We start from the raw sequence: 13,293 nt of genomic DNA, 5'->3' as shown, positions 1-13,293 counted from the left end.
CGACATGACATTACGAACAGAACAATTAGGATATTGGTATCAAAGCGAAGCAGAAGCGCTGTTTCGTGACGTTGATTTGACCTTTGAACCTGGCAAGATGTATGCGATCTTAGGTTCCAGCGGATCGGGGAAAACAACTTTCCTGTCACTGATCACGGGCCTAGATACACCGAAAGAAGGAAAGATTTTCTACAATGAAGAAACGTTAGCAAAAATCGGATTGCGAGAATACCGCCGCAAAGATGTTTCCATCGTGTTCCAAGCGTATAATCTATTGCCTTATATGTCGGCACTGGACAATGTGATCACAGCCATGGCGATCGCGAAGTCGCAGCAAGCCGATAAAAAGGCCTATGCTTTAGCCAACTTAGCCAAAGTTGGCATCACGGAAGAGCTGGCACTGAAAAAAGTGACCCAATTATCGGGTGGGCAACAGCAGCGGGTCGCTATCGTTCGCGCGTTGTGCTGTGAACATGAGCTGATCGTAGCCGATGAACCGACTGGAAATTTGGATGAAACGACATCTAAAGAAATCGTCAAACTGTTTCAAGAAATTGCCCATGAGCAAAAAAAATGTATCATCTTAGTGACCCATGAACAAGAAGTAGCAAAGGCTTGCGATGTCGTTTATGAGTTGAAGGAACGAGCATTTTCTAAAATTGAAAGGTGAGCTTTGCGTATGGTAACTGCTAGTTAGTGAGACAAAGATCGTCATTCTTATTCCCTCATTGAGCAAGACTGAAATGAAAATACCGCAAAGTCTGCTTGCATCTTCTAGGTGCTCCTCTTACAATAGAAGTAATTGTAAAAGAAGGAACTTTTGAGAGGAGCAAGCAGATGCGGCTTTTTATTGACGGCGACGGTTCGCCGGTGAAAAATGAAGTGATTGAACTGGCTCAGCAGTATCAGCTGCCGGTAGTGATCGTGACCAGTGTCGATCATTATACGACCAAAGACTATCCCGCCCATGTCCACTTTGTCTATGTCGACAAAGGCTCGGATCGCGCGGATTATGAAATCGTGAAGGAGATAGAACCCGGCGATTTTCTCGTCACCCAAGATTATGGCTTAGCCTCGTTAGTCTTGCCCAAAAAAGCACGAGTTTTTCACCATAACAGTACAGAGTATTTGCCAGAAACGATCGATTTTTTATTAGGTCAACGCTACTTAGGTGCGCAGATGCGTAAAGCAGGCAAGCGCACAAAAGGACCGAAGCCCTTTACGAAAGAGGATCGGGAAGTCTTCAAACGAATCTTTGAAAACGAATTGCGACAGACCCTTGCAAAATAAGCACCCTCAAGACCCAGCTTCTGCATGAAACACGGGAATTGAAGGTGCTTATTTATTTCTTACGAAAACGATCATAAAAGTATTTGCCGACTAAAGCTACGATCGCGAAAAATGCCAAGGTATATCCGAAGATCCCCATCTGATGGACGAAGGCTCCTTGTTGCGGGCTGGCGACCACCAATAAGGAAGAGCCAAGGATGACCGCAGCTAGAATAATACCGATCACCAGTCGATTGACCATCTGATCAAAGCGATCCAATAGCTGTTTTTGTTCGCGGATCTCTAAATTTAACCGGTGTTTACCAGTCGCAAAAGTGTCTAAGACAGCCAAGGTTCGATCAGGAAGATGGCTAAGTGCCCGCAAGCTTTTTGCGGTTGCCAAGGCGCTTTTTTTCACCTCGTCTTCAATACTCAGCTGCTGTAAGAAATATTTTTGTGCAAAAGGCTGAGTGACTTCCATCATTGATAATTCGGGGTCTAAGGCTTTGATCACACCTTCCAAGGTGCCAAAAGCCTTAATCAGCAAGGTGATGTCTCGATGCATCTGCAGTTGGTTATCATGGCAGATCGTGATGACTTCCCCCATCACTTTTTGCAAGTCGATATCCTTTAGCGGCATATTATAGTAGTTTTCAACAAATTTTTGAAGATCCTGATAGAAGGCGACTTCATCAAAGGAACTGCCGCTGCTGTTGCACAAACGCAAGACAGCTTTGCCGACTTCTTGGGTGTCTTGGGTATACAAAGCAATCAATGCATCAGCTAAGCGACTGCGTAATGACTGATCCAAGTGTCCCATCATCCCAAAATCTAAGAAAATCACTTGGTAAGGCGGCATAATCGCTTCTTCTTGCCACTTCAATGAATAATCAACACCGCCGAGGACACCGACGCGCTGTTTGACTTGGAATGGTTTTGGTCGGTTGGTTTGATCTGTGAAGACATGTAAAAAAAGATTGCCAGGATGCGGATCAGCGTGAAAGAAGCCATCTTCAAAGACTTGCTTCATAAAGTTTTCGACTAATAGCGTTCCCACTTGTTTTTTCACTGCTTTCACGGACTGATTGTCATAAACGATATCTTGATTGCTGCGGGTCAGCAAGCAGTTCAAACTTTCACCGGCCATGTAATCCATGACTAATACTTTTTGGGTGCACCATTCGGGATAAACTTTTGGCAATGCCAATTGCGGGTTTTGGTGATTGTTACGGTAGAATTCCTGCGCATTTTTCATCTCTTGTAAAAAATTTGTTTCATTGGCAAGGGATCGTCTGACTTCGCTTAACACGCTTTTTAAATCCACCACATTGGCTTCTGGAATTGCACGAACCAACGGTAGAGCCTTTTCAAAAAGATCGAGATCCACTTGAATCGCCGCAATGATTCCCGGATGCTGCACTTTGACGATCACTTCTTTGCCGCTGATCAAGTTTGCTCGGTGGGCTTGTCCGATGGAAGCTGAGGCGACTGGGATTTCATCAAAAGCGGAAAAAACTTCCGTTAGTGGCTGCTGTAGTTCTGCTTCCAGCAGTGCTTTGACCTTGGGAAATGGATCACTTTTGACATTGTCTTGTAACTGCTTGAAGGCATCAACGAAAGTGCTGGAAAGCAGGTCATTGCGGACCGAAAGCATCTGCCCGATTTTGATAAATGTTGGTCCTAATTCTTCAAACGCTTGACGCACCATTTCGGGATGCTGCTGTTTGCTGATATTTTGAACGACTTTGTATTTCAAAAAGACTTGAAGGATTTGTTTTAATCGTCCTTTTCTAGAAGGAGCAGTTTGTTCTGTCATAGGTCCCACCTCTTTAAACGTGCCGTGATATATTCATAGTACTGACAAAATGAAAAACATTCAACTAACGACTGTGTAAGCTTAAAGAAATTTCTGCAAGATTTAATGCCGGTTGGTCGATTTTGTGCTAAAATGTGGAAGACTTAGTTTGGTAGAATCAATGAATACAGGAGGAAATTCTTTTGAAAATCATTTTATTATACGGGGGACGCAGTGCAGAGCATGAGGTATCACTGTTATCCGCTTTTTCAGTTGTTAATGCTGTATATTATAATTACTACCAAGTTCAATTAGTAATGATCACTAAAGAAGGACGCTGGTTAAAAGGCCCATTATTGTCTGAGGCGCCAACGTCACCAGATACTTTGGCATTGACCAACGAAGAGACCAAAGGGGAAGAAATTTCACCTGGGGCCATCTATGAAGAAGACGCGATCGTCTTTCCATTGCTCCATGGACCAAACGGCGAAGACGGCACGATCCAAGGGTTTTTAGAAACCATCGGAATGCCTTATGTCGGTGCTGGTGTCTTGACTAGTGCCTGTGGGATGGACAAAATCATGACCAAGTACATCTTGCAAGCTGCGGGAATTCCGCAAGTTCCGTATGTACCAGTCTTGAAAAATGCGTGGAAAGAAAATCCGAAAAAGATTTTCGATCAATGCGAAGGCAGTCTCCTTTATCCGATGTTTGTCAAACCAGCCAACATGGGATCAAGTGTCGGTATCTCGAAAGCCGAGAACCGCGAAGAACTGCAAAATGCGTTGCAAGAAGCGTATCGCTACGATACCCGAGCGATCGTTGAACAAGGAATCGAAGCCCGTGAGATCGAAGTCGCTGTTCTTGGAAACGAAGACGTGCGGACCACCATGCCGGGAGAAATCGTAAAAGATGTTGCGTTTTATGATTACAATTCCAAATACATTGACAACCGAATCGAGATGCAGATTCCTGCGCAAATTCCCGAAGAAACACAAGCCAAAGCCCAAGAGTTTGCGAAAAAAGCCTATACGATGTTGGGCGGCAGTGGGTTGAGCCGTTGTGATTTCTTTTTGACCAATAAAAACGAGCTCTTTTTAAATGAGCTGAACACGATGCCGGGATTCACTGAATTCAGCATGTACCCACTGTTATGGGAGAAGACCGGATTGCCGTATGGTGATTTGATTGAAGAATTGATCCAATTAGGGATGAATCGTTTCAACCAAAGACGTTCTTTCTTGACGAATGTGGAAGAAGCAGAAGTTGAAGCAGAGAATGAAAAAGAAGCAGAATAAATAGCAGGAAGAAAGCCAGCTCAACTCAAGGAAAATACTTGAAGCGATCTTGTGCTTTCTTTTTTTGTAAAAAAGGAGCGAACCTGATGAATTTTACTGTAAAAGAAGCCGCTGCCGTATTTGGTCAGCCAATTGAAAATGAGACACCACTTGCCTCTGTGGAGTTTGACAGCCGTCTAATCAAAGAAAACAGTCTTTTTGTTCCCTTGGCGGGGACTCGGGATGGACATGAATTTGCCCAACAAGCCAAAGACAATGGTGCGATCGCGACATTGTGGAGTCATCCCACCATCCAACCACCGCAAGGCATCCTTGTGATCCCCGTCACGGATACTGTCAAAGCGTTCCAACAGTTAGCACGAGCCTACAAAGAAAAACTTGCGCCAAAAATCATCGCTATTACCGGAAGTAATGGGAAAACAACCACAAAAGATATGGTAGACGCGGTTATGGCACAAAAATACCAGACCTACAAAACTCAAGGTAATCATAACAATGAACTAGGCGTGCCTTTGACTATCTTGCATGCACCAGAAGATACGCAAGTGTTGATTTTAGAAATGGGAATGGACCATGCAGGAGAGATCGAAGTCCTTTCGCGCTTAGCAGAACCTGATGCTGCTGCTATCACGTTGATTGGCGAAGCCCACATTGAAAACTTAGGGTCCAGAGAAGGGATCGCCAAAGCCAAAATGGAGATCACCGCAGGATTGAAAAAAGACGGCTTCTTTATGATGCCGGTGGATGAACCATTGTTAGACCCCTTTGTTCCTAACTTGACGCAGACCATTGAAACTTTTGGCTTAACAGAGGGAGATCTGCAAGGAGACATCGTAGAGGAATCGCAAGATCAAACGATTTTTACGGTAGCAGGTACGACTTTTACCTTACCGGTATTAGGCGGTTATAATGTCAAAAATGCCTTGATCGCGATTGGTTTAGGACGTCATTTTGGTGTATCAAATGAAGCCATCAAGGAGGGCTTGGCGCATTTTCAATTAACGAAAAATCGGACCCAATGGGTGACTGCCGGTAATGGAGCAGCGATTTTGAGCGATATATACAATGCCAATCCGACTGCCATGGGTCTCGTATTGGATAGTTTCCGCAAATTGCCGTTAGAAGGCCGACGGATCGCCGTATTGGCAGATATGCTTGAATTAGGACCAGATTCTGCACAAATGCATGAGCAGATGGCCGCACATTTAGATGACTCGTTCCAACTAGTTTTTCTTTATGGCAAAGAAATGCAAGCATTGCAAAAACGACTAGCTCAGTCACCACTGGCTGACAAGGTGCGCTATTTTGCGACAGATGAAAAACTACAACTGATCGCCTCCTTAAAGGAAACTTTAGAACCTTCCGACAGCTTGGTAATCAAAGGGAGCAATGGCATGGGCTTGAGCGAAGTCGTTGATGCACTAAAAGGAATGTAAAGCGGAGTTGAAATCTTGCTGAAACTTTCAAAACGTGTTATACTTATCTAACGCCGAAAGATGAAGCACAGAATGATTACTGTAAAAAACATTGACGTTTTGAGATAAAATGATGGCTGAGACAAACAACACTTGTTTTAGCCTTTTATAATGCCTTCGTGAAGCGGTTTTTCGGTACCGAGAGAAAGATAAGAGTAAATGGGACTACTCTTGTGTTTCTGAAGAACTAACCTACGCTTCGATGATAGAAAAACAGGCATCGAAAAGATGACCAGCCTAGGAGGATCCATTTGAAATTTAAAGATCTAGAATTATCCAACGAATTATTGACTTCTGTTGAGCGTGCCGGCTTTGAAGAAGCAACACCCATCCAAGAAGCAACGATTCCATTAGCCTTAGCAGGCAAAGACGTGATCGGTCAAGCACAGACCGGTACTGGTAAAACCGCCGCATTTGGTTTGCCAATGTTAGAAAAAATCGACCCAGCGAACCATCAACTACAAGGATTAGTGATTGCCCCAACCCGTGAATTAGCGATCCAAACCCAAGAAGAATTGTATCGTCTTGGTAAAGACAAAAAAATTCGCGTTCAAGCAGTTTACGGTGGAGCCGATATCGGCCGTCAAATCCGTCAATTAAAAGATCGTCCCCATATCGTAGTTGGTACGCCAGGACGTATGTTAGACCATATCAACCGCCACACCTTAAAATTAGGTACGGTTGAAACGCTTGTATTAGATGAAGCAGACGAAATGTTGAACATGGGCTTCTTGGAAGATATTGAAAAAATCATCAGCCAAGTGCCAGATGTTCGTCAAACGTTACTATTTTCAGCAACAATGCCGCCAGCAATCAAAAATATCGGCGTGAAATTCATGAAAGAGCCTGAACATGTTCAAATCAAAGCCAAAGAAATGACCGCTGATTTGATTGATCAATATTATGTTCGCTCAAAAGATTACGAAAAATTCGATGTCATGACTCGTTTGTTGGATGTGCAATCACCAGAATTGACGATCGTTTTCGGTCGTACGAAACGTCGCGTTGATGAATTGGCACGTGGTTTAGAAGCCCGTGGCTACAAAGCTGAAGGCATTCATGGGGACCTTTCTCAACAAAAACGAATGAGCGTTTTACGTTCATTTAAGAGTGGTCAATTAGATATCTTAGTTGCCACAGACGTAGCAGCTCGCGGATTAGATATTTCTGGTGTTACACACGTTTACAACTACGATATCCCTCAAGATCCTGAAAGCTATGTTCACCGGATCGGACGTACAGGTCGTGCCGGAAAAGGCGGAATGTCAGTGACTTTCGTTACACCAAACGAAATGAGCTACTTGCATGTCATTGAAAACTTAACGAAAAAACGGATGACACCAATGCGCCCACCAACCGAAAAAGAAGCTTTTAAAGGTCAATTAGGTGCCGCAATCGAATCTGTTGAAACAAAATTGGATGAAAATGGTTTGGATAAATACTTGCAAGCAGCCGACGATCTTTTGGAGCGTTATTCTGCACAAGATTTAGCAGCACTGCTTCTAAAAACAATGGCGAAAGATCCAGCTGATTTAGAACCAGTCAAAATTACACCAGAACGCCCATTACCTCAAGGAAAAAAATCATTCAATAAAAACGGACGTCGCAGCAATAACAGCAATGGCGGCAATCGTAACCGCAAAGAAAACGGTGGGAACCGTGGCGGCGGCAACGGCAATAAAGCCCGTGGTAACTATTCAAAAGATGGTGCCCGTAAAAACAATCGCCGTAGCAACGACAAAAAACGCGGTTTCGTTATCAGAAATAACCAAGACTAATTGATTTTGTGGACCTTGTAAGGAAACTTGCAAGGTCTTTTTTATATAAAAAACAAATACGAGTGATTGAAAATCTTAATCTCCGTATAAACTCGTCAGATTTGAATGGTAATTCGCCATTTTTTTGGTAGAATGGTAACTAGCTAAACAAGGGCCAATTCCAATTTGGAAACCCCTATCTTAAGTAAAGGTAGCGAGAAGAATGATTAAAGGAATCGGGATCGATGCAGTCGAGCTGCTTCGAATGAAAGAATTAATTGAAAAAAAACCTCAGTTTATAACGCGTATTTTAACGGAGAAGGAAGCAAAATTATTTGCCCGTTTGCCCCTGAAACGTCAGGTAGAGTTCCTCGGGGGGCGCTATGCCTGCAAAGAAGCGTTCTCGAAAGCTTGGGGGACGGGGATCGGCAAAGTTTCTTTTCATGATATTGAAGTCTTGACCAATGAATTCGGTGCACCGATCGTTACCAAAGCACCGCACCCTTTAGAAAAAACGTTTGTCAGTATCACCCATACAAATGATACTGCCTTTGCACAAATTATCTTAGAATTATCGGATAGTGAGTAACCTGAGTGGAAGTCGTCACTTGGTGAAAAAACGACGATACTTTATGGACGAACAGCCGACTACATAAAACCAACTTAATTTGTTTGTCTGATCAAGCATTAGTAGAAAGAAGGAACTGGAAATGGTGGTTGCTTACCATAGACCAACGAAAGCGATTATTGATACGACCGCGATTACCGAAAACATCAAAAATGAGATTGCTCACTTACCAAGCGAGACGTTTCTTTTTGCGGTGGTAAAAGCCAATGGGTACGGGCACGGAGCGGTACAAACTGCTCAAGCAGCCAAAGAAGGCGGTGCAGCCGGTTTTTGCGTTGCGACGATCGATGAGGCAATCGAATTGCGAGAAGCAGGAATCACTGACCCGCTGCTGATTTTAGGGGTTGTGAACGTGCAAGATATTCCCTTACTTGCAGAATACGATTTTTCTTTTCCAGTCGCTTCGATGGACTGGTTGGTAGAAGCCGGTACTTATTTGGAGGAGAATCCTATAAAGACACCGCTTAAAGTACATGTCAAAGTGGATACCGGCATGGGGAGAATCGGTTTTTTGACCCCAGAAGAAGTGCTTCAAGCCGTTCTTTGGTTGGAAACTCATCCCACATTTGATTGGGAAGGAATCTTTACCCATTTCTCCACAGCCGATCAAGCTGATACAACTTATTGGGAAACACAGCACCAGCGGTTTAAAGAAGTCTTAACTGTTTTGCCTTATTTGCCGACATATATACATACAGGCAATAGCGCGACCTCCTTGTGGCACAAAGAGGCCGTTGGAAATATGGTCCGTTTTGGGATCGCGATGTATGGATTGAATCCGTCAGGTCATGCATTGAAGGAACCATTTTCCTTAAAACCAGCCCTTTCACTTGTTTCTGAACTGATCCAAGTGAAATTACTTGAAAAAGGAGCGGGGATTGGCTATGGTGAGACATATATCACGCCCCATCAGGAATGGATCGGCACTGTGCCTATCGGTTATGCGGATGGCTGGTTACGAAAAATGCAAGGCTTCTCACTCTTAGTAGAAGGTGAACCTTGTGAAATCGTCGGTCGGGTGTGTATGGATCAACTGATGATTCGTTTGCCGCGAGCCTTTGCTGTCGGTACAACGGTCACGTTGATTGGTGAGAATCATGGGAAACGAATTACGATGCAGGATGTTGCAGACCAGTTAGAAACGATTCACTATGAAGTAGCGTGCACCCTCTCAGCAAGGGTTCCGCGAGAATATAAAAGTTAGGGTGGTCCTATGGTAAAAAGGGGAGATATTTATTTTGCCGATCTTTCACCAGTCGTTGGATCGGAGCAAGGCGGAATACGACCGGTCTTGATCATTCAAAATGACTTGGGCAATCACTTCAGTCCCACCGTGATCATTGCGGCGATCACGGCAAAAATGGCGAAGCCGAAATTACCAACCCACATTGGGATTTCCGCTTCTTGCACAGGGATTGGCAAAGACTCCGTCATTTTGATGGAACAGATCCGCACGATCGACAAAAGTCGGTTGAAAGAAAAAGTTTGTCATTTAGACGATAAAGTGATGTGTGAAGTCGATGCTGCTTTGATGATCAGTATTGGTGTGGAGCCGACCTTTGCTACATCAACGATCGAGGTGTAAAACAAGCAATGGGGTATGTAGTATTAATAGTAGTTGTCATTTTATTGATTCTCTTTACTTATAAACATATTCGCCGTTTTCTTTCAGAAACCAAAAAGCGCAACGAAACCATGGAACAAGGGTATTACCTTGTCAGTCATACATATGAAGAGAAACGGGAACAGACCCATTATTACGGCGTTTTTCAACAAGGAGACAAAGAACTGATATTAGAAATGTCACTCCAGCTTTATTTACAGCTACAGCCACCGCAACGGGGGATGTTGACCGCCAAAGAAGGCCGAGTCCTTTCTTTTGAAGGGTGATCATGTGAAGAAAGCAGTGCCCATGAGAGAGTATCTCTTCAAGGAAAAGCAAACAAGCAGGAAAGAGCTGCTCCATTTATTTCACAGGAGTTGGTTCATTCACTGCTTGTTTTTTATGACTAAAATGTTTGTGAGAGCTATTTCAAGTAAGATGGCGTGATGGATGGGAACATTGAGCATCGAAAAAATGATCAACCAGCGCAGTAGAGCAACGGTTTTGCTTTGACAAACAACCAAGGTACGGTTGCTTTTCACAAAGAATTCAGTTATAGTATGTAGCGACTAGTTTGAAAAGAGGGAAAAAAGTGAACCCATCGATTTATGGACTTACCAAATCAGATCTATCTTTGTGGATAACTGAACAAAATGAAAAGAAATTTCGAGCCAACCAAGTGTGGGAGTGGCTCTATGAAAAACGAGTAACCAGCTTTGAAGAAATGACCAATTTACCGAAACCTTTGATTGAGAAACTGACGGCAGCCTTTGTGATCAATCCCCTGAAGCAGATGGTGGTACAAGAAGCCAGTGATGGGACCGTCAAGTATTTATTTCAATTGCCCGACAATCACATGATTGAAACGGTCTTGATGCGTCAAGAGTATGGCATGTCGGTTTGTGTGACGACCCAAGTCGGTTGCAACATCGGCTGTACCTTTTGTGCCAGTGGGTTATTAAAGAAACAGCGGGATTTAACAGCAGGCGAGATCGTGGCTCAAATCATGTTAGTACAACACTATTTTGATGAACGCAACGAGGGAGAACGGGTCTCTCACGTAGTCGTCATGGGGATCGGCGAACCCTTTGATAACTATGACAATGTGATGCATTTCTTGCAGATCATTAACGACCCAAAAGGTTTAGCGATCGGTGCGCGGCATATTACCGTGTCAACCAGCGGCTTGGCGCATAAAATCAAAGAGTTTGCGGAGAACGGCTTGCAAGTGAACCTAGCGATTTCGCTGCATGCCCCAAATAATGAAGTCAGAACCTCCATGATGCGGATCAATCGGAGCTTCCCGATTGAAAAACTGATGGCAGCGGTCGATTATTATTTAGAAAAAACCAATCGTCGCATCACGTTTGAGTATATCATGCTGGATCATGTCAACGACCGACCGGAACATGCCCGTCAGTTGGCAGCATTATTGAAGGATAAAAAGAAATTGTCTTACGTCAACTTGATTCCTTATAACCCAGTGAGTGAGCATGACCAATATGCTCGAAGTAAAAAAGCCGATGTGTTAGCTTTTTATGACATTTTAAAGAAAAACGGCATCAACTGTGTGATTCGTAAAGAACATGGGACAGATATCGACGCAGCATGCGGACAGCTGCGAAGCAAACAAATGAAAAAAGAAGCTTCTGCTTCTTAAACAAAAAAAACCAAAAGAAGGACTGCACAAGCGCAGTTCTTCTTTTGGTTTTTTATTATCTAAGCAATTAAAAAACGCCTTAAAGAAAGCGTATTCCTGTAAAGAAAATTCAAAAAACATTGTTTTACAAGAAAAAAATAGATTATACTAAAAGCTGGTATTCATTAAAAATAACTTACTGTGAAAGGATGATTTGATGGAATGGATTAAATTAATTGGTATTCTAGTTATTTTAGTCGGCTTTTTGCTGAAGCTAGATACTATTGCTGTCGTAATCGTTGCTGGTTTTGTCACCGCGCTTGTATCGGGAATTTCTGTTGTTGATTTTTTAACAATGTTAGGAGAAGCGTTTGTCAATAATCGACTCGTTACACTGTTCTTGTTGACATTACCAATGGTCGGCTTGTCGGAACGTTTTGGCTTGAAACAGCAGGCCGTCATATTGATTGAAAAAATCAAAGGCTTAACACCAGGGAAGTTTTTGAGTTTGTACTTATTTATTCGGGAACTTGCTGGCTTTTTCTCTATTCGGATCCAAGGACATACGCAATTTATCCGCCCAATCGTTAACCCGATGGCGCAAGCTGCTGGGGAAAATAAATTTGGGGAACTGGATGAAAAAGATCAGGAAAAAATCAAAGCTCGGGCTGCCGCTAATGAAAATTTCGGGAATTTCTTTGCGCAAAATACCTTCGTGGCTGCTTCTGGTGTGCTGTTGATCGTAGGAACGTTGCAATCACTTGGATATGATGTGGCAGCTAGTTCGATCGCTCAAGCATCATTGCCGATCGCATTGATCGTCTTAGTTATTGCCACGTTATCGAACTTGCTCTTTGATCGCAAATTAGCAAAAAAATATGGCAAGAAGGAGGAGAAATAGATGGAAGGAATCGTTAACGGATTACTAGAATTCTTTTATATCTTGATTGGGCTGCTGTCGATCATGACGGCTGTCCGGGTTTTTCGTGAAGCAGACCATCCTACACGATTGGGCACCTCTGCCTTTTGGTTACTGCTAGGGGTCGTCTTTGCTTTCGGAAATTTTTTGCCGTATCTTGTGGACGGAATTTTGATCGTTTTGATGGGCTGTTTGACCTTCTTCAAACAAGTACAGATCGGTAAAATCGTCGACGTTGATGATGAAAAAGCCGAAGCGTCAGCAAAACGGATCGGTAGTACGATCTTCGTACCATGTATCAGCTTGGCATTGATCGCTGTGGTGATTTCTTATACACCATTAGGGGGCCAAGTGGGGATCGGGATCGCGTCGATCTTAGCACTCTTGTTGGCAGTCGTGCTAACTTCCGCTAAACCAAAAACAGTGTTAGACGATTCCGACCGGATGCTTCGCCAAGTCGGAACTGCCGGTATCTTGCCGCAGTTATTAGCAGCACTAGGTGTCATTTTTAACGCTGCTGGTGTTGGTGATGTGATTTCTCAAGGAATCTCTGGCGTCGTGCCAGAAGGCAATCGTTTTATCGGTGTCGTGGCTTACTGTTTAGGAATGATGATCTTTACTATGATCATGGGAAATGGCTTTGCAGCATTTACCGTTATAACTGCCGGTATTGGCGTACCTTTCGTAATGGCGCAAGGCGGCGATCCAGTTGTTGCTGGTGCTTTAGCAATGACCGCTGGTTTTTGCGGCACGTTGCTGACCCCGATGGCAGCCAATTTCAATGCACTGCCAGTGGCTTTGTTAGAGATGAAAGACCCTAATGGTGTCATTAAAGCACAAGCCCCAATTGCTTTATTATTGTTAGTGATCCACATCGCTTTAATGTACTTTTGGGCATTTTAGTGGTAAA

The 13,293-nt window shown here is 43.5% G+C and carries 13 protein-coding genes; 12 read left to right on the top strand and 1 reads right to left on the bottom strand.

Translation table 11 applies throughout. The features are described 5' to 3' along the window. Positions 1 to 4: 4 nt before the first annotated feature. Both A5882_RS02300 and A5882_RS02295 read left to right on the top strand, forming a co-directional pair. Entirely contained in the window at positions 5 to 670 is a 666-nt protein-coding gene (locus tag A5882_RS02300; protein ID WP_005233653.1) for an ABC transporter ATP-binding protein, read from the top strand. Positions 671 to 837: 167 nt separating this feature from the next. Next, positions 838 to 1,290 (top strand): YaiI/YqxD family protein, encoded by a 453-nt coding sequence (locus A5882_RS02295; protein WP_008379406.1) that lies wholly within the window; start codon positions 838 to 840, stop codon positions 1,288 to 1,290. A 52-nt stretch (positions 1,291 to 1,342) separates the two neighbouring features. Here the strand turns inward: A5882_RS02295 and A5882_RS02290 are convergent, their stop codons facing one another. Beyond that, on the bottom strand, positions 1,343 to 3,085 hold the full coding sequence (locus A5882_RS02290; RefSeq protein ID WP_016612930.1) for an AarF/ABC1/UbiB kinase family protein: 1,743 nt from the start codon (positions 3,083 to 3,085) through the stop codon (positions 1,343 to 1,345). Positions 3,086 to 3,267: 182 nt separating this feature from the next. Here A5882_RS02290 and A5882_RS02285 point away from each other — a divergent pair, with 182 nt between their 5' ends. The 10 genes from A5882_RS02285 to A5882_RS02240 all read left to right on the top strand — a co-directional run bounded on the left by A5882_RS02285 (position 3,268) and on the right by A5882_RS02240 (position 13,286). Beyond that, a complete protein-coding gene (locus tag A5882_RS02285) occupies positions 3,268 to 4,362 on the top strand; it encodes a D-alanine--D-alanine ligase (protein WP_005233659.1) in 1,095 nt (364 codons plus the stop codon). A gap of 86 nt (positions 4,363 to 4,448) precedes the next feature. Next, the gene (gene murF / locus A5882_RS02280) at positions 4,449 to 5,798 is read left to right on the top strand and encodes a UDP-N-acetylmuramoyl-tripeptide--D-alanyl-D-alanine ligase (protein ID WP_016612928.1); all 1,350 of its coding nucleotides are present in this window, start codon (positions 4,449 to 4,451) and stop codon (positions 5,796 to 5,798) included. 290 nt (positions 5,799 to 6,088) lie between these two features. Beyond that, positions 6,089 to 7,615 carry a DEAD/DEAH box helicase gene (locus A5882_RS02275; RefSeq protein ID WP_010749100.1) on the top strand — a complete coding sequence of 509 codons (1,527 nt, stop codon included), beginning with the start codon at positions 6,089 to 6,091 and terminating at the stop codon, positions 7,613 to 7,615. A gap of 202 nt (positions 7,616 to 7,817) precedes the next feature. Next, positions 7,818 to 8,183, top strand: a complete 366-nt coding sequence (acpS, locus tag A5882_RS02270; protein WP_016612927.1) for a holo-ACP synthase — start codon at positions 7,818 to 7,820, stop codon at positions 8,181 to 8,183. A gap of 121 nt (positions 8,184 to 8,304) precedes the next feature. Next, complete coding sequence (alr, locus tag A5882_RS02265; RefSeq protein WP_008379416.1) at positions 8,305 to 9,426, top strand: alanine racemase; 1,122 nt, start codon at positions 8,305 to 8,307, stop codon at positions 9,424 to 9,426. 9 nt (positions 9,427 to 9,435) lie between these two features. Next, on the top strand, positions 9,436 to 9,807 hold the full coding sequence (locus A5882_RS02260) for a type II toxin-antitoxin system PemK/MazF family toxin (RefSeq protein WP_005227961.1): 372 nt from the start codon (positions 9,436 to 9,438) through the stop codon (positions 9,805 to 9,807). Between the two features lie 8 nt (positions 9,808 to 9,815). Beyond that, positions 9,816 to 10,112, top strand: coding sequence for a hypothetical protein (locus A5882_RS02255; RefSeq protein WP_016612926.1), 297 nt, complete (start codon positions 9,816 to 9,818; stop codon positions 10,110 to 10,112). A 305-nt stretch (positions 10,113 to 10,417) separates the two neighbouring features. Next, positions 10,418 to 11,485, top strand: coding sequence for a 23S rRNA (adenine(2503)-C(2))-methyltransferase RlmN (gene rlmN / locus A5882_RS02250; RefSeq protein ID WP_010749104.1), 1,068 nt, complete (start codon positions 10,418 to 10,420; stop codon positions 11,483 to 11,485). Between the two features lie 196 nt (positions 11,486 to 11,681). Then, positions 11,682 to 12,365 carry a DUF969 domain-containing protein gene (locus tag A5882_RS02245; RefSeq protein WP_005233676.1) on the top strand — a complete coding sequence of 228 codons (684 nt, stop codon included), beginning with the start codon at positions 11,682 to 11,684 and terminating at the stop codon, positions 12,363 to 12,365. Beyond that, complete coding sequence (locus A5882_RS02240; protein WP_005233677.1) at positions 12,366 to 13,286, top strand: DUF979 domain-containing protein; 921 nt, start codon at positions 12,366 to 12,368, stop codon at positions 13,284 to 13,286. Positions 13,287 to 13,293 lie beyond the last annotated feature (7 nt).

The organism is Enterococcus sp. 4E1_DIV0656 (assembly GCF_002140695.1).
Lineage (GTDB): Bacteria > Bacillota > Bacilli > Lactobacillales > Enterococcaceae > Enterococcus_D > Enterococcus_D entomosocium.
The sequence above is the reverse complement of the archived record's forward strand: the minus strand, read 5'-3'. Positions and strand labels throughout refer to the sequence as shown.